General features: G+C 47.4%; 12 protein-coding genes. 4 read left to right on the forward strand and 8 right to left on the reverse strand.

Going from position 1 to position 17,614, the window contains the following annotated elements:
• Positions 1-276 precede the first annotated feature (276 nt).
• Positions 277-915 (reverse strand): hypothetical protein, encoded by a 639-nt coding sequence (locus Q0668_RS02460; protein WP_298859587.1) that lies wholly within the window; start codon positions 913-915, stop codon positions 277-279.
• A gap of 318 nt (positions 916-1,233) precedes the next feature.
• Between Q0668_RS02460 and Q0668_RS02465 the strand changes: the two genes are divergently transcribed.
• Positions 1,234-1,707 (forward strand): GNAT family N-acetyltransferase, encoded by a 474-nt coding sequence (locus Q0668_RS02465; RefSeq protein ID WP_298859589.1) that lies wholly within the window; start codon positions 1,234-1,236, stop codon positions 1,705-1,707.
• Positions 1,708-2,030: 323 nt separating this feature from the next.
• Here Q0668_RS02465 and Q0668_RS02470 read toward each other — a convergent pair whose 3' ends face one another.
• From Q0668_RS02470 to Q0668_RS02480, 3 genes are all read right to left on the reverse strand, one after another.
• The gene (locus Q0668_RS02470) at positions 2,031-3,305 is read right to left on the reverse strand and encodes a hypothetical protein (protein ID WP_298859591.1); all 1,275 of its coding nucleotides are present in this window, start codon (positions 3,303-3,305) and stop codon (positions 2,031-2,033) included.
• Positions 3,306-3,478: 173 nt separating this feature from the next.
• Positions 3,479-6,721 carry a PQQ-dependent sugar dehydrogenase gene (locus Q0668_RS02475; protein ID WP_298859593.1) on the reverse strand — a complete coding sequence of 1,081 codons (3,243 nt, stop codon included), beginning with the start codon at positions 6,719-6,721 and terminating at the stop codon, positions 3,479-3,481.
• Positions 6,722-7,224: 503 nt separating this feature from the next.
• Positions 7,225-10,308 carry a tetratricopeptide repeat protein gene (locus tag Q0668_RS02480; protein ID WP_298859595.1) on the reverse strand — a complete coding sequence of 1,028 codons (3,084 nt, stop codon included), beginning with the start codon at positions 10,306-10,308 and terminating at the stop codon, positions 7,225-7,227.
• A 405-nt stretch (positions 10,309-10,713) separates the two neighbouring features.
• Between Q0668_RS02480 and Q0668_RS02485 the strand changes: the two genes are divergently transcribed.
• Both Q0668_RS02485 and Q0668_RS02490 read left to right on the forward strand, forming a co-directional pair.
• The gene (locus tag Q0668_RS02485; protein WP_298859596.1) at positions 10,714-11,601 is read left to right on the forward strand and encodes a C1 family peptidase; all 888 of its coding nucleotides are present in this window, start codon (positions 10,714-10,716) and stop codon (positions 11,599-11,601) included.
• A gap of 211 nt (positions 11,602-11,812) precedes the next feature.
• Complete coding sequence (locus Q0668_RS02490) at positions 11,813-12,172, forward strand: cupin domain-containing protein (protein ID WP_298859600.1); 360 nt, start codon at positions 11,813-11,815, stop codon at positions 12,170-12,172.
• Positions 12,173-12,482: 310 nt separating this feature from the next.
• On the opposite strand, the gene Q0668_RS02495 is transcribed toward Q0668_RS02490, so the two are convergent.
• The 3 genes from Q0668_RS02495 to Q0668_RS02505 form a co-directional block, all read right to left on the reverse strand.
• A complete protein-coding gene (locus Q0668_RS02495; protein WP_298859602.1) occupies positions 12,483-14,144 on the reverse strand; it encodes a DUF4198 domain-containing protein in 1,662 nt (553 codons plus the stop codon).
• 108 nt (positions 14,145-14,252) lie between these two features.
• Positions 14,253-14,714 carry a hypothetical protein gene (locus tag Q0668_RS02500; protein WP_298859604.1) on the reverse strand — a complete coding sequence of 154 codons (462 nt, stop codon included), beginning with the start codon at positions 14,712-14,714 and terminating at the stop codon, positions 14,253-14,255.
• Positions 14,704-15,621 carry a DUF1559 domain-containing protein gene (locus Q0668_RS02505; protein ID WP_298859606.1) on the reverse strand — a complete coding sequence of 306 codons (918 nt, stop codon included), beginning with the start codon at positions 15,619-15,621 and terminating at the stop codon, positions 14,704-14,706. The genes Q0668_RS02500 and Q0668_RS02505 overlap by 11 nt, the downstream gene beginning before the upstream one ends.
• A gap of 478 nt (positions 15,622-16,099) precedes the next feature.
• On the opposite strand from Q0668_RS02505, the gene Q0668_RS02510 reads away from it, so the two are divergent.
• Positions 16,100-16,657, forward strand: a complete 558-nt coding sequence (locus Q0668_RS02510; RefSeq protein WP_298859608.1) for a hypothetical protein — start codon at positions 16,100-16,102, stop codon at positions 16,655-16,657.
• 105 nt (positions 16,658-16,762) lie between these two features.
• Here Q0668_RS02510 and Q0668_RS02515 read toward each other — a convergent pair whose 3' ends face one another.
• Positions 16,763-17,455 carry an alpha/beta hydrolase gene (locus Q0668_RS02515; protein ID WP_298859609.1) on the reverse strand — a complete coding sequence of 231 codons (693 nt, stop codon included), beginning with the start codon at positions 17,453-17,455 and terminating at the stop codon, positions 16,763-16,765.
• Positions 17,456-17,614 lie beyond the last annotated feature (159 nt).

The raw sequence follows: 17,614 nt of genomic DNA on the forward strand, positions 1-17,614 counted from the left end.
CGCTTTACCGCGTAAAATTCCGCGCGTACTCACTTTCGGGACACCCACTAGCTATTTCTTCTGATGGATGTCTCGCAATCATCACTCGATGTTTGCTTTTGATCTGTCGTAGTGAAACAGGTTCGACTTGCAGAATTAGCCTATTCGATACGATGCAGCTCTAAAAAGAAGCTGATGCTTTATGGCATTGTACTTCAACTCTCATCACTGTTGGACCAGCCAACAGTGGCACCCGCTATCAATGCTCAGCAAGCTCGATTTAATCGGTGTTCGTTTCTAGTCGCCGGAGACTCCTGCAAACATGTACTGCACTGCTTTTCCATCTTCATAGACGGGGAAGAATACTGCCTGCCAACGGTCGCATAGATCGGTTAGTTTTTCTTCCGTGTCTGCAGACTGGCACATTTTCAGTGTTGGTTTTGTGGTGCCGAACAGGTCTTTCGATTGCGATTCGCTGAGTGGTGTGGCGGCGCCTGGCTCTGGAGTGGGAGAGATACAATGGATGTCGAGGATGGAATGGGTACCCGCCTCTTCAGAGATTTCCAGTGCCTCTTCAATGGAAGTCGGGGCCTGCGATGCTTTTGATCCCAACATGCCTTTGGCTGCGGATGCAAAACCTTCTTTGTTGATTTTATTAATAAATGCTTCTGTTTTCTTGTTCTGCTTTTTATTTTGCTCTGTGTCGAAGCCGAGTCCCCCCAATGCTTCATCCAGGGATTTGCTGATCTTTAATAACTTCTTCAAGTCAGCAACTGGCGGCGCGATGTCTTTCAGAGTGCCATCGTCGGTCTGATTTATCAGATCGCCGGGCAGGCTATAGTCGCGGCGGGTGAATACGTCGTCGCGTAGTTTTTGGAGTTCTGCATTCGCATCAGAATTATAAGGACAGTAATAAGTCCAGCCGGTGGCTCCCATGAATGGCTCCCTGAAACTTGTTCTTGTGTGATTACAATCCACAAAAACAACAGTACACCCACGTTGATTAAATTTCAACCGCCGGGTGACTCTGTGTTGGCTCGTCTTGATCACATTTTGGACCACCACGAAAAACTCGAACGGCACGAACACGGATTATTTGCGTGATCAATTTGGATCTCTTTTGATGAGACGTGCTGGATTTTCAGGTGGGCTTATCGGGCAGTCAAAATCAGGAGGCGAACCTTTCGTTTAGATCTGATGTCTTACACTTGAGAGGCCAGATTTATCGATTCCGAAACGGTTTGAGTCCCCATCATGCCCGAGATAATTCCCATTATTCGACGTGCTATGCCACAAGACAGTACGGCAATCAGTTCATTAGGTATTCGATCCAAGGCGGTCTGGAACTATTCACCTCAAATGATGGCCACTTTTCGCAAAGAGCTCACTCTTTCGAGTGAAGAGATCCTAAACCGAATCGTATATGTGAGCACTATCGACGACAAGATTATCGGCTACTATTCACTGCGTGAAATCGACTCCGAGGCGATCGAACTCGAACACCTGTTTGTCGATCCTGATCACCTGAAACGTGGTTATGGTTCGCGCCTGTTTCAACACGCGATTGAAGTGGTGACATCTTCAGGGTTTACACGACTGATCATTCAAAGTGATCCCCACGCTGCCGGTTTCTATGAAAAACTGGGTGTGCCTTTGTTGAAAACCATCCCATCCAGCATACCGGGTCGTTCCATTCCCTACTATGAAATGATTATCCCGGTAGAGTAACACGCTCAGTAATGAACTCCGGCAACTCTGCGACCAGAGCTAATGACTCTGTTCCGGGTCGAGCTGATTTTGTTTTTTTCTACCACGAAAAACACGAAAGGCACGAAAAAGATTGAGGCGTTTTGCTACGTAATCAAAGGGGATCTTTTTTGATGAGACGTGCTGGATTTTCAAGTGGGGGAATACTGGGGGTATCGGCCATTAACAGGACTACCGATCAAGTGTCAGCCGTCGCTGGGTCATCGCACAACGGACGCAGTGGGGTCGATGACCGTGGTTGCTGATTGACCCTTACCATATTTTGTTGCGTGATTGAATTTCGGTCAGGTCCAAACTGCGTTGCCGCCGCCGATGGGGGGTTGTAGATATCGCATATCGCCGTTGGCGTCGCGGGCTCCGATTCGGCCCTGGGCTTCGATTACGCCGGGTCTGAGGGCCTTATCATTGGGTCCCAGATCATTGATTAGAAATGTGCCGTCGTAGTTATTTAAATCGGGGCCGCCGGTGAATGAGCCCAGGACATGCGCGCTGGCTTTGGGGCCGCAAATCGGTTGGATGTCTGTGTGTCGCAGTTCGCGGTTGCCCACGAAGGTCAGCGAGTTTCGCGGCCGCGTCATTTTGAAGTTCAACGTCGGTCGATGTTTGCCTTCGTTATCGAAGTATTGATGCATGCCTAACAGATGCACTTCATACATGGCAAAGGCACCTTTCAGCCCCATGCTCGTGTATTCACCAAAGGGAACTCCTTGAACGGCTTCACGCATCAGATGACGACCGCCGTAGAATGTTGCCACTGTATCGAGACCGAATTCAAACCACTTTACAAGCTTTTCTGAACCGATGTTGGTCACAAAGATTTCTGGCCCGGCCCGGTAACTTGCCGTGTCGATGCCCAAATCACACCACACCAGATTCAGCGTCGATGCATTGAAGTTGGCAGCCGTCTTGATAGCGACGGGTGTAAACTGCCCCCAGCCGTTGATGGCGACATGGCGAAAGTCATTCCAGATCGCATTGTAATTCTGAATATCAATTCCGACTTTTGTGACCGCATTGATCTCAACATTGGTCAGACAGGTCCGGTCACAGGATGTATTGCCGGAGACTAGGATACCCCGTTCCAGCCGTCCGACTGCATTACCGGCGGGTCCATAAGGGAGCGGTCCCATCACCATATCGTGGATATGGATCGACTGGTTGTCTGGTGAAACCGGTGTCTGATTGGCGGCAATTTCAATTCCCGCTGAGGGAGGCGAGTCGTCGTTACCGACCAGACGGACCGAGATGACACAGCCGACGGAATCCTGAAGATGAATCATCGGTTGGCCGGCGGGGCCTTCCCAGATCAGGGCGCCACTTGCCGGATCTCCCATGGCCTGATGCCCGAGTCCACGCAGGGTAATTGATTTGCGATGCAGATTGAGCGGGCGACCGATGCGACAGGCGCCGGAGATGACGACTTCGCCACCTTTGACATCCTGGCCATGCGCTGCGTCGATTGCTTTCTGAATCGCAGCGGAATCGTCGGTGCCTGTCCCCGGACCCGTCCAGTCACAGCGGGCACCATATTTTCGAACATCTAATGAGAATTTTTCCATGCCGGTTATTTTATAAGGTGTTCTATGGAAATCATAGCAGCCGTATTTTTATTTGCGGAAACGCAGGATGGTATTTTGCAGGTGATGGCGACTGTTGCGGATTGAATCTAAGTAGAGCAACTCGGTTTTTTCTACCACGAAAAACACGAATAGTGGTGGAGGATGTTGTTCTATCACTTTAAGGTCGACAGCCATGCCAGTAAATCGGCTACATCTTTGGCGGACATTTCACTGAGTAGTAGTTCCGGCATGAGAGATTTTTGTTGTGGAATGGCGTTTTCTATTTCGCTGGTTTTAAAACGATGTTCTTTCCGTTTGGCGTCGCGAATGATGATTTCCTGTTTGGTTTGTTTGACCATCAGGCCGCTAAAAACTTTGCCGGCAGTGGTTTCGATAATCCATGTACGGAATTTAGGCTCGATTGTTTTGGAAGGCTGGAGAATATTTTCCAGGATTTGTGCCTTCGTGAGTTTCTTCGCGACGTGTGTTAACTCTGGCCCTAGTGAATCTCCTTTTCCTGAAACCTGATGACAATTGCGACAGCTGATACTTTGCCCCGTGAAGAACAGGTTTTTGCCAGACTCAATATCACCTTTTAGTGCGAGCAGACTCTTGGCATTGATTGATTTTCCGAGCCGCTTAATGCGTTTACTATCGGGTAGAAAAGATTCAAACAGGTCGCGGGCCACCATATTCTTCGATGACGTTGTTCTTTCCACGACGAGCCTGGCGATGGCATCTGGTAGTTTGTTTTCCGATTGCGCACTGGCAAGCAGTAGCGCGCCTTCAGTTGAGGCCGTTAGTTCGTCGATAAGTTTCTCGCGTTCTGATTTTCGGTTCGTACTTTGTAGTGCTATTTCCTGCTCCATTCGTTTTGCGGCTTTGGATCGATCTGCCGCGTTAACGGTGTCACGCTTTTCCAGTTTCGCATAACTGCGTGCCAGCAGTTGCTGTTTTGCATTATGCTCGATTTCCAACTTACTTTTGGCAGTTGCTTCGTCCAGTTCTATCAGCCGCTTGAGCTTTGATTGCAGAGCGGTGCGCTGTGGCAGGTTTTGAATCCAGTCATGAATCAATGCGAGACCACGTCGATCAATGTTGGTGGAACCGATGTGTGGCATATGTCCGGGCCCCCGTTTTGCCATCCGCATCAACATAACGGATCGATAGGGATCACCGGGCGCGAGAATTTCGGCTTTATGAATGCCGAACGTGCCCTGTGTGGGACGTACGCCGAGCGCTTCCGATTTCTCCAACGGTTTATCATAGTCGATGTGAATACGTGCTGCTCCGCCGCCATGTTCTCTGTGACAGTGTGCACAGTTTGCATGTAAGTAGGAACGCCCGCGTAAATACATGTCGGCTGATTTATCAAAGGGGTCGACCAGTTGGGGAAGATGCGCTTCCGGAAGATGTGGCTTGATTGATTCGATGGGCGCATTGACAAGAGGAAGATCCTCTTTGTTTTCGAGAACACCTATATGGCGCAGCGTGCGAATTTGATTGTCCGTAATGCCGCCGAAGTTGTGATTACGATTAATCTGCTTAATATTAAATGCGAGGGTCGATCCTGCCCAGGCGTTGTGACAGCGCATGCATTCCGTACGTGAAGAGAAACGCCACTGTTGATCGCGTTTGCCGCCGGGATAATTTGTATCAATCACATTGAAGGTCGCTGTCTCACCGGCTGCACCGACAAGTTCTGCGTCAGTCTGTTCCTGATTCCAGCGATAACTATACCCGCGCCATTCGAATCCATTAAAATGCAAGAGTTGCGTTTCAATCCGTTTCTTTGAATTCACATCGCCGGCGATTAATTCGAGTGAAAGTGTTTTTGTAAGGACGGCGTTTTTCGGATAAAACAGATCGCTTCGGAAATAGGAGCCGGGAAGGCGTTGCGATTTTGTGTGCAAGCCGATGGAGCTATCACCGGGTAGTGCCAGGAAGCGTTCCGCCGTTGCATGGTCGGCCCATAATTCGGCATTGATAGAGAAGGGGATTACCCCCGCGGCAAGACGATGTGCGGGGACTGATTCGAACAGGCCGCTTTCGCTCAATTTTTGAGGGAAGGGATGTGATTCGTTTACAAGTTGATTTCGTTCCAGTTCGTGGATGGTGCCGGCATCGTAGTCGAGGAGTAAAAGCTCTCCATCATGTCGTTCTGCAAATCCGGAAATACGTACCGTTGGTTCAACCAGTTCTTTGCGCGGGCCCGGCTTTCCTCTTTCTGATGAGATGTGCCAAATCCGTCGTGTAACATAATCACCAAATATATATTGCCCGTACAATTCAGGAAATTTCTTGCCGCGATAGACAAAGCCACCGGTGACGGAAGCTCCTTCACTATGCGGTATTTCTACTGTTGCTTTCACTACAGGAGTCGGACCACGCTCCCATTCGGTATGCACTTGCTGAGGACCTTCGACGAGGGACCAGCCGAAGTTATCTCCGCGTTGCACGTGATAAACCATCTCCCAGAGTTGCCAGCCAACATCACCGATCCACAAATCACCTGTTTTTCGGTCGAAGCTGATCTTCCAGGGATTGCGCAATCCATACGCCCAGATTTCGCCCCGCGCCCCTTTTTCGTTGACAAAGGGATTGTCATCGGGAATCGAATACGGTTTCTTGCCTGAAGGGTGATCGACGTCAATGCGTAATGTTGCAGAAAGCAAATTGCTGATATCCTGACCTGCCTTGTGTTCATCGGGAGGATAAGCGGGTGCACCGTCGCCGGTTGAGATAAACAGTTTGCCATCGTGACCAAATTTGAGACAGCCGCCATTGTGACCTCCCTGCAGCCAGCTGAGAAGTTCCAGTTCACTTGTTGCTATTGCACGCGGGGGGTCATCTTTTGTTACTTGTAGACGCACAACACGTGTGCCGTGTGGGTGCTGTTTTAGATTACTTTTGATATATCGGACAACATAACAGAGATAACAATAACGGTTTTCAGCAAACTGCGGATGAAATGTCAGTCCGTAGTTCGCCACCATGGCGACTCGTTCTTTTTCTGGCAACGATTTGTTTAATTGTGCGACTAGTTCTTTCACATCGAGAAAGAGGTCGGCCTGTTTGCAATTGGGATCGGCGGGGATCGAATAGATTTTTCCCGAATTTTCAGTGAGAAACAGGCGATCTGTGCCGGGGGCACTGGTGAGGACGGTTGGATTCTTGAATGTCAGATGGGGAAAGACGCGTTTGGCTTTAAATGGCAACGGAGGTTCGGGACGACCGCGGACCTTGGAAGAATTCCACTCAACTCGTTTCTCAATCCCATATGGTTTCTGTTTGGAAGAGGGAACTGGTTTTGTATCTGCCAAGAGATTCTGAGAGCCAGGCGAACAGACTGAAATGATTAAGCTTGAGAGTATTGTCAGCGTCAATAGAAACCGGACTGTCTTTTGATATTTCATACTTCATTCGTGCCAAATGGATCGTCAGATGAAATGGAACTCGAGACACTGCAATGCTCGATACGACTGAGATTCCATTTATTCTAACCACGTACGAAAGAGATTTCCACAGATTCAAGGTTGAAAGTGAAAAACGAGGGTGTGTTGATTTTCTCAACATGGGACGTCATTCCCTATTCCAGCTGGCGTTCGAGAATCCTGATTTCTAAGGGTAGGATGGCCTTTAAACTGTCAGTTTTTTTACTACCACGAAATACACGAAAGGCACGAACAAGATTAAGGTGTTTTGCAACGTGATCAGATTGGATCTCTTTTGATGAGACGTGCTGGTTTTCAGACGGGAGAGTCTTGGGGATATCCGATCGGGTGGCATCCATGAGGAAGTCTCTGTCAAGATCGTAGTGAGAAGAACGCGGAATTTCCCAAGCATCCATCCGGCATCATCAATAGTACATCCCATCAACAGCCAACAGAGCCACACAACCGTTTATGTGAAGTATCAATTATTTTTGTGCGTCCGAAACAGGCGATGTGTCTCGTTGCTCATGATCACCGGTCCGCATTTCTTTACATAGCTTGTAATTCTTCATAACGGTCTTCGTACTTGGATGCTCCAATCCAAGTGTCGTGGTAAAGATATCAATCGCCTGTAGATAGAGTGGTTCCGCCTCTGCGTAACGCCCCTGGCTTCGATACAGACCAGCCAGGTTGTTGAGGTTGGTCGCGAAGTCCGGATGGTTTTCCCCCAGGACAGCACGACGAATTTCCATGACCTGGCGAGAGAGTGGTTCGGCCTCTACGTAACGCCCCTGGCTTGCATACAGACCAGCCAGGTTGTTGAGGCTGTTCGCGAAGTCCGGATGGTTTTCTCCCAAGACAGCACGACGAATTTCCATTGCCTGTAGATAGAGTGGTTCCGCCTCTGCGTAACGCCCCTGGCTTTTATACAAAAGGGCCAGATTGTTGAGGCTGTTCGCGAAGTCCGGATGGTTTTCCCCCAGGACAGCACGACGAATTTTCATTGCCTGTAGAGAGAGTGGTTCCGCCTCTGCGTAACGCCCCTGGTTTCCATACAAAAGAGCCAGGTTATTGAGGCTGGTCGCGAATGATGGATGATTTTCTCCCAAGACAGCACGACGAATTTCCATGGCCTGTAGAGAGAGTGGTTCGGCCTCATCGTAACGCCCCTGGCTTGCATACAGACCAGCCAGGTTGTTGAGACTGGTCGCGAAATCCGGATGGTTTTCCCCCAGAACAGCACGACTAATTTCGATGGCCTGTAGATAGAGTGGTTCGGCCTCTGCGTAACGCCCTTGACTTTCATACAAACCAGCCAGGTTGTCGAGACTGGTCGCGAAGTCCGGATGGTTTTCCCCCAGAACAGCACGACTAATTTCGATGGCCTGTAGATAGAGTGGTTCGGCCTCTGCGTAACGCCCTTGACTTTCATACAAACCAGCCAGGTTGTCGAGACTGGTCGCGAAGTCCGGATGGTTTTCCCCCAGAACAGCACGACTAATTTCGATGGCCTGTAGATAGAGTGGTTCGGCCTCTTCGTAACGTCCCTGGCTTCCATACAAACCAGCCAGGTTGTCGAGGCTTCTCCCGAAGTCCGAATGGTCTTCCCCCAGGACAGCACGACGAATTTCGATGGCCTGTAGATAGAGTGGTTCGGCCTCCTCGTAACGCCCCTGGCTTTGATAGAGTTCAGCCAGGTTGTTCAGAGTGGTCGCGAAGTCTGGATGGTTTTCCCCCAAGACAGCACGACTAATTTCCATATCCTGTAGATAGAGTGGTTCGGCCGCTTGGTATTCACCAATTTCACAAAAATAACAGCCTTGTTTACTTAATAAATTTCCACTGTTTTCCGTTTCAATCTTCGACTGTTTTACATAATCGATGGCAATCCTACTTTGTGGTGAAAGATCGCGGCAAATCGACCAGTTGCCATATTCGGGCCAGGGATAAATTTCATTGACACAATTCACTACAGACTCTGTCCAGATCTGTTCCTCATCCCGAGATCTCACTTCCGCTTTCATCACTTCCTGAACGAGACGATGAATGCTATATTCTTCTGCTCCGGGAGTCATATTAATCAACGAGTAGTCTGCGAGGGGCTGGAGCAGTTCGACAACCGCCAACATGGGATCCTCAAACTCATCAATGAAATCGTGAATTGAGTCACCTAAGAAACTGGTGCCTTCTGCAATCAATTCATACGGTATGACATCGGGCGCCAGGAACGCACTCAAACGAAGCACGTCAGCAGATGCTTCCGATTGTTGCCTGATGGCTTCGAAATTCAGCGACCATGTGGTTTGGACCGATTCCGGATACTCACCCAAAACTGGTTTCTGCTTCGCTAAAAGATCCAGTTTTGAACGTTGATAGTTCGCCAGATATCTCTTAAAAGTAAGGGACGTTTCATGAATATACGCCCCGGCCTGTTCCAGCGCCAAAGGCAAACCATCAATCTCTTTTGCCAATTGCTCCGCGCACTCTTTTTCTGAATCATCCAACTCTCGGGCCACACGCTCGATTAGAAATTCCGTTGCCTCATTGAGAGGCATTTTCTCCACTTCAATCGGCTTCAGTATTCCCAGTGAGTCAAACGAATGCGCCCTGGATGTGAGAAGAATGTGCCCTTGAGGTTGTGCGGGCAAAAACGCTTTCAGAAGTTTTGGTTGGTCCGCATTATCAAATATTAATAACCAGTTTGAGTTCTGCTCCATCCATCCCTTAAATGCGTGGATGGCCAGCTGTGGTTGAGAATCATCAAAGGGAATTTGTAATTTCTGACAATATTCGACATAGGCATTTGTAATCGGAAGCGTTGGCTCTGCTTCTTCCGCATCGTCAACCGATAATTCGTTCGACAACTGAACCCAGAACACATGCTCGTATTGTACCTGGTACTGATAGGCATACTTAACAGCGAGTTGCGTTTTACCAATGCCACCCAAACCACGAATGGCTTGCGTTACGGCTGCTTTACCTCCCGATGTTAAGCGTTCATACAGCTCCAAGAGTTCCTTCTCTCGACCTGTAAAAAGAGGATTCTCACGAAACGGAACAGAAAAGGTTTTTAACGGGTTCTGTTCCGTTGTCTTACTTGAAGCTAACTCCTTTTCTGATTTTTGCGTTTGTTCATGCTTAAGAAGAGTGAGAGCTTCAATCAGTTTTGAAATCACTGATTGAACAGAGCAGTTTTCAGAGATGGTAAAACCATGTTTTGTTCGGAGACCATAGGGAAGATTTTCGCTCCGATTACTTTCCTCATCCAGGTAAACAGGAATCACGCTGTGATCGACCGGATTCTCTCGCGCATAGGCTATTGCCGCCGCAATTTCTTCACGTTGATAATAAGCGGTCTCAGTATTTACAGAAATGAGTACCACCGTGATGAGCGACTCTTTTTGCGCATTAGATAAAGCATGATCCCAATCATCACCAGGTTTAATGCACTTAGAATCCAGAAACACGCGTGAATCTGCAGTAAGCCCCTCGTAAAATTGCTCTGTAATCTCCTGGTCATCTCCGGCGTGGGCAATAAAGAAATCCCATTTAATTGTTGTATTTGACATCAGTCCATTTCTTTAGCTTGGGGGTCTTCCGCAATGCCTTATCCCAGTGCACCTAATTACACTTTATATTATTCTGGCCAGTATCGCTCAAAATGTCAAATTGCGGTCTCAAGATAGCCCTGAAATAATAAGTTCCAGGAAGGAATGGCAAAGTATTTTGTCATTCCGATGCAAATGAATTCTTTAAAAAACAGAAATCAGTGTAATTATGTTTGCTGTTCAATATGTTTTGTTTAGTATTTACTTTATAAACTTAATCTGACTTCTGAAGGTCAACACTTTGAACAAATGGTCGTGTTGTAGACATTTTGTCGGTCTGAAGCTGCTTCTGTCAAACAAAGGAATACCTCTTAATAACTAGTTCGGATACTACTCTCTAATCCCATTGACTTGGAGACACATCAAATGGCAAAGAAAAAAACAACCAGTCGAAAAACATCTCGTAAGAAAACTACAGCACGTAAGAAAAAGACATCGAGTCGTAGAAGCTCAGTTGCAACCGAAGATTACTCGTCAAGAATTCTGAACTGTGTTCCGTCTCAAGATACCCATGAAGACTGGAATTACGATACAGCGCTTGCTGCGGGATTAGCGGGTGCCGTTGCGATTCCTGCTTCAAAAGATCTTCGCGAAAATTGGTGGGAGATAGGGGATCAAGGTTCTACTGGCTCGTGTGTTGGATGGGCAGCTGCTGATTCCGTCTTGAGATGGCACTTAGTCAATGCCGGGAGACTTACAACAACTGAAAACCTCTCACCGCGTTTCACATGGATGGCTTCAAAGGAAACTGACATTTTCAATTCTCGTCCCACAACTTTTATTGAAAATGCGGGAACAAGCCTCAAGGCAGCATTGGATATCTCACGTAAGTTCGGTGCAGTTCGCGATACTCTTCTGCCATTTGGGACTGCGAAGTTATACCCAGGTGACGCAAGAACGTTCTATGCAATTGCCTCTCAATTTAAAATTGCCAACTACATTAATCTTGGTCGAAATATACAAGATTGGCGTGAATGGCTGGCAGATAACGGGCCAATTCTCACCCGACTCAATGTTGACCAATCCTGGCAGAGTGCTACTTCAAATGACGGTGAACTTGATGTGTATGATCCTTACCCTCCTAACGACGGAAGAGGTGGTGGGCATGCCATTGCCCTTGTCGGCTACAAGCCAAATAAGTTCATAGTACGTAACAGCTGGGGGACTGGTTGGGGTGATCAAGGATTCGCATACGCATCTGATGACTATGCCTCTGATGCGTTTACAGAAGCGTATGGAGTTGTAATTCAATGAATTGAATTTATTGGATCGAAATAAATTAAAGCATCCAGGAACCGCTCACCTATCTGTTCTCTATATCGTTAATAATATAACAGATATTCTCGATTGATTCCCATTTAACCATAGTGCCTTTCATTCTATGATACTCGTTGCAAATGGCCTTGGAGACGCTACAGTAAACTTGGACACAGGCTAAAACAGTTTTAAGCGAAAGGCCCTGAGCATGAGTGAAGATTCTGAATTACTGAAGGATGCGAGTCATTTATATGAAGTTGAGCGTACTCAGTATCATGCTGAACGGCCCGGGTTTCGTATCATTGAACTACAAATATCACCGACACAAAATGTACCCTGGCATTATCATAATTATATCCAGGACGCGTTTTATGTTATTGAAGGGACTCTCAAGATATTTTTGCAGGATCCCAAAGAAGAAGTGACCCTTGCTCCAGGTAACACATATTCGGTGCGGCCAAACCGCCCACACCTTGTCACTAATGCAGGAACAACCTCAGCAACTTTTCTTGTGCTGCAAGGGATCGGTGAGTATGACTTTGTTCCTCTTGAATCGCATGAGAAATGAAAGCAGGTTTCATATCTCATCACTTGAACTCTGTTCTCTATTGAAACAGATCAAGGAGGCTATTTCGTTAAACTGCAGCCCTCGTTTACTCTCCGCATCGGTCAGTTCATTTGCCGATACAGTTGAGTTCGGTGCCGTAGATGTTGAGGCCTAGTTGGTGGGTGAGCCACCTGGATGAATCTGAGGTCAGGGAGCGATTTCATTTCATGATTGTAGCTAATTTCTATTTGATCTCAAAAAGAGAGACAAGAGCTCCTCTTATGTGGCACCTCCATAGTAGAACTCTTGCCTCTTCAAGTGGAATGTTACTTTAGTTCAATTTGACTTCCTCGATTGATTTGAGATGTCCTTTACGTGATGCACCACCGATGGCGATCAAGCCGCCGTTGCCATCGGGGAGCAGGCGATGAAAGAAGCGGGGAGTGGCAAGCGAGCCTGCTTTTTTCCAACTATTGTTCTTTTGATCGAGTTGGTAGACGCCACCATCCATGCCGTTGACATAGAGATTTCCGTCAAAACTCCAGGCACTGGTTCCGAAGCCGTTCATAGTGTTACCGGGTAACTCTGGGCCTGTGATCCATTTTCCCGTTACGGTATCGTAGATGTTGACTTCATGGCTGATATCGCCGTCGACATCGATTCCCCCCATGGCATAAATTTTTCCTTTGTGAGCGGCTGCGGAAAGCGCACGTCGCTGGAAGGGTTGTTTGATTGCTTTCCATTCCGGGTTCTCTTGAGTGATATCGAGGACGAGCATTTCGTCCTGCCAGAGGGATTCGTCGCCTTTTCGCATGGTCCATCCGCCGACGACAAAGAGCTTATCTCCTATGAAGACAGAATCGTGCGACGAGCGGCCTGTGGGCATCGATTCGACTGCTTCCCAGGCTTTCTTTTCAGGAGAGTAGCGTTCGACTGTGGAAATAGATTCCATGAGTGAGTCTTCTTTTTTCTTGTTCGTAACCGAGAGCCCGCCTACACGATAAACGCTGTCGCCATGGGGTGCCATCGCGAGACCTTGCAGGGGAGTTTTCAACGGCAGTGCTTCCCAGGCTTTGGGTTGTTTAAGATTCAGACGCTGGAATTTCTGTGACAGGTTTTCTGCGCTGTGCTGGTGAGCGCGTCCGATGTGGCCGCTGTAAACATAAAGATAATTACCGCTGACGGCTGCACCGAAGCTGGAAATAGCGTCGGGAAGCTGCGGGAATTTATCCTTGATTGCAGGCGCCGAAGTTGTCGCCGATGTCTTCTTTTTTTGAGTGAGCGAGACGAAGGGCAATACCAATGTGGAATAGTGTCTGATGCTGTCGTATTTGTCTGCTTGATGTTCGCCTGATTTCTTTTCCGTGTGTTTTACTCTAATGGAATAGATGCCGTCTGACAATTTGGTTTGGAATTGCCCTTTTGCATTGGTTGTGGCTGTGAGCGTATCACTAGTGGTTTTGGGCCCGATGACTTTGAGTTCGGCATCTGCCAGTGGTTTGCCGTTCCAGTTTACCTGCAGAGTAACTTCTTTGCCTTTTAATACCGGTACGATTTCAAGCGGTAACTGTTCTAGGAAATCAATTTTGTTCCAGACACCCTGACTTTTTTGAGGAAATGCTTTGGCGTAGTACTTGAGCAGAAACTGGCTGTCACCGCGAGAGATGACGCCGTAGGTGTGATTCAATCCGTAGGCTGATTTTCCGGTTCCTTTGGGATTGGGGGTAATGAAGAGTGAATCGTCGCCTGGCGTCAGGGAATAGGTCTGCAGTTTTCCTTTGGTGTTTTTTCCCCAGACTTTGATGCTTGTGAGCCGTTTCAGGAGATCCGGATCATCGGGTTCGGCGGCTTCACCAAAATAGAGCTGCACTTTGGCTGCGTTGTTCTTGCCTTCCACTTGTGGCAAGAGCCAGAGAAAATGTGCGTGTGCTTGAGTGGTCACAAAAACAGCCAACAGGCAGGTCAGGGTCGTTATCCAGTGAAAAAGTTTCATGTAGGGACTCTTATTTTAAGGTTAATGATTGAATTAAAAAACACTTTGTCTGAGCGAATGATTCACAAATTCCAGTACTTTTCTTACGTCGTTTTTAATGTGAACGCGTTATCGTTTCCGTTTTGAGACGAGATTAAATGTAAAGTCGTTTTCGGCCTCTTGAGAGATCGTTTTGGTCATCGTGCTGCGACTGTTATAAATAGCGGGCACTTTGATGACTTTCACGACTTTCCGGCGAGATGCTTTCAATTTTTTCAGTGCTGCTTCGTCATCAGGGGCGAAACCACCATCGTCAGTAGACACAATTTCAATTCGACTCGAACCCACAATGGGACCATGCTCTTCATCAACTTTGAACATGCCATTCCTGATCGTAGCAGAGGATTTCGGACCTTTGTTCTCACCATGCGGGATAAACTTGATCACACCCTCTGCGAGTGGTTCTGCATCGAGTAGAACAATTCCCCGAACGGCTGCACGGGGGAATTGTTCTTCAGATGAACTGCAACCAATGAATCCTGCGGAAGCCAGACAAAGGCACAAAGCGTATGTCAGTCGATCAAAAATCACTGATCACCTCCCCGCCATTTCGGGTTGCGAGTGCATCCAGTAGTGTTGAGTCGATGTTTTCTGAGATAAAACGAACGGATCCATCGGCTAACGTAAACTGTACGCCACCGGTATGATCGCTGCGGAAAGAGCGAGTCCAGTTACTGTCATAAATTGAATCGTCGGCGACATCTTTCGGGTTGAATGCATGCTCTGTCGTGCAGGCTGTTGAACCTGGAAAAGGAACTGACCAATAAGTGAATGAGTACCGAGATTGTCCTGCACAATCGCCACTTCTGAATTTGTAATCAGGTAGATTGTAAGCCGTCTCACCAACCATCAGTGTGTTGCTGGTACCATCAGTGAAATCACGAAACTTTGTTTTGCCTGCTGTGCTGCCAGTAAAAACAATGGCTCCGTTGAGTGCAGGTTGTGTTGCTCCCGGGGTAAAAGACCAATATTGGTTATAGTCTTTCGATCCAATACAGACGGCATAGTTTCCTGGTGCGCGACCGCTATCAGATGAGCAACTGGGAACGGCTCTTCGCATCGGCGAACTAGGGCAGAGGTAGAATGGAATTACCTGTGATGTCACCTCTACGTTATGGGGATCCGAATTTGTTAAGTTGAAGTCATAGAGGTGATAGGAATTTGCCTGGTCGATCAGCGGCAAGATGGAAGTGAAAAGACTACCACCACTCAACTCGCTATTCGCATTTGCGTTTGGAAATGAAGTATAGACGCCATGGTAATTGTGAATAGCCAAGCCGATTTGCTTCAGATGATTTTTACACTGTGTTCGGCGGGCCGCTTCACGAGCCTGTTGTACGGCGGGAAGCAGTAAAGCGAGCAGAATTGCGATCATAGCAATGACCACGAGCAATTCAATGAGAGTAAACGCACGTTTAGACCTAGGGTAAAGTTTCATACCTTCTCCTGTTTGTAGTTCCAGAATATTGATCGAACGGAATCGATCGCCAATCAATGACAAAATCATCTGACTGGCTGGCTACATAGGGAGAAAGCCCCATTTTTGCTCGCTGGCTGATTGATACTGAAACTCAGTCTCAATAATGGTATCGTATAATCACTGGGGCAGCACTGCAAGGTTTCTCTCGGAGTTTCTGAGAAAAACTGTAAAAAACGGATTTCGGATAGCTACGAGATGCCCTTGAAGGAATTCGACTAAGCGGTGCCAGTGCTCTCATTGAAGAGACAAAAAGCATGCAACCGATTTCCGATTACTCTCAAATGTGACAGGTAGAGAAGCACTTCCCAAGTGGTGATCTCAAAAAGGAACGAGATCCAATTTACAGAATCCACTAGGAAGCCGTTAATCGCTGTGTTAGTCTCAATCTATGTGTTAAAGATTTGAGTTCGCACTGCATCTACAAAGAAAATATGAAATGTTTCACAAACAAGCGAGTTTTCTGTGCCTTTCTTCCTGTCTGTTACTCATCTCCTACCTGAGTGGGTGTGGAATATCAGACGTGGACCTATCAGCCGATGGAGAGAATCAATTCAAAGTACTATCCGCAACAGACAAGAAAATCGAACTCGAGTCTCATGACACGATCAAAAATGGTGTGTCACTCTTTATTGGTGAGAAAAGTCAGGGAGTTTATGGTAGAAAAAAAAGGGGAGGTCAGTCCTCTTCAAAAGCCGTGCAAAAACGTGTCACGCAATCCGTGCAACATCGTGTCACGTTGGAAGCATCCGACCAAATAAAAATGGAAGACGGAACAGTAAGCGACGGCATTGAATTCACCGTCAGCCATAACATCGGCAAGCAATCAATCAGCATGATAAAATACTTAAGCATCGACAAAGATGGTCCGGACATATTGGGGCAGGTTCAGATCAGAGATGCTGCAAGTGTAGTCCAGACAGGCGACAGGGTTATACTGGCAGATATAGAAACACCATACGGCGATCTGATACCGATCTCATTCAAGTTTGACTAGCCTGGTTTCTCTTTGGCCCTGGTTGATCAAAGAGCACGTAAACGAGAATTCGGACTCGTTATTTCCTGTTGGCTGTCTTTTTTTTCATTAGTAGACACTGAAAAACTATCCCGCAAACCATAGTCGCATGAGGGCTGTGATGGCCTGGGGGCGTTCCATGGGTGACATGTGGCCGCTGTCTTCGATGATGGTAAACTTAGCTGATAAAATGTGGTCTGCAATAAACTGCAGTTCTTTGATCGGGAATGTCAGATCTTCGCGTGCATGCACGACGAGAGTTGGGCAGGTAATATCAGGTAAGAGGTCTTCTGTCGCATAATCATTGATCATGGCCTGGACCTGACTTTCGTATCCGGCGGAAGAAAATCCCTTGAGCATTTTCAGGAGTGGCTCGACGAACTCCTGATCTTGCATTCGATCGGGATGGATGATGGTTTTCAGGTTTGCATCCAAAGTATCGATCAGTAAGCCATTTCTGATATTCTCCAGAAACTGGTCGAGCAGGATCCGATGTTCCGCGTTGTTTTGAGAATACGTATTGAGAAGCATTAATTTCGTGACTCTTTCCGGAGCGGCAGCAGCCACTGCTTGAGCCAACCAGCCCCCAAACGAATGCCCGGCCAGACAAAATCGTTCTGGAGCCTGACTGAGCAATACTTCTACTAATTCCGCTCGTCGAAGCGGTTGATCACATACTATTGACTGGACATCAAACAGGTCCCCTAAATGTTGAATCTGATGCTGCCATGTTATGTGGGTACTTCCCAGACCGGGAATCAAGATTAGTGGTTCTTGCATCAGATCATTCTTACTCTCTAAACAAATGCAATGGGACTGTCGGACAGCGAATTCATGACTGTGAAATAAAGGTTTTCATCTATAGGATAAAATTGTGCGAATGCATTATAGCAACAATGTGCTGCGTCATAAAAGTGACTCAGTCGTTACTCATTGCAT

It is taken from the genome of uncultured Gimesia sp., from assembly GCF_937910335.1.
Taxonomy (GTDB): Bacteria; Planctomycetota; Planctomycetia; order Planctomycetales; family Planctomycetaceae; genus Gimesia.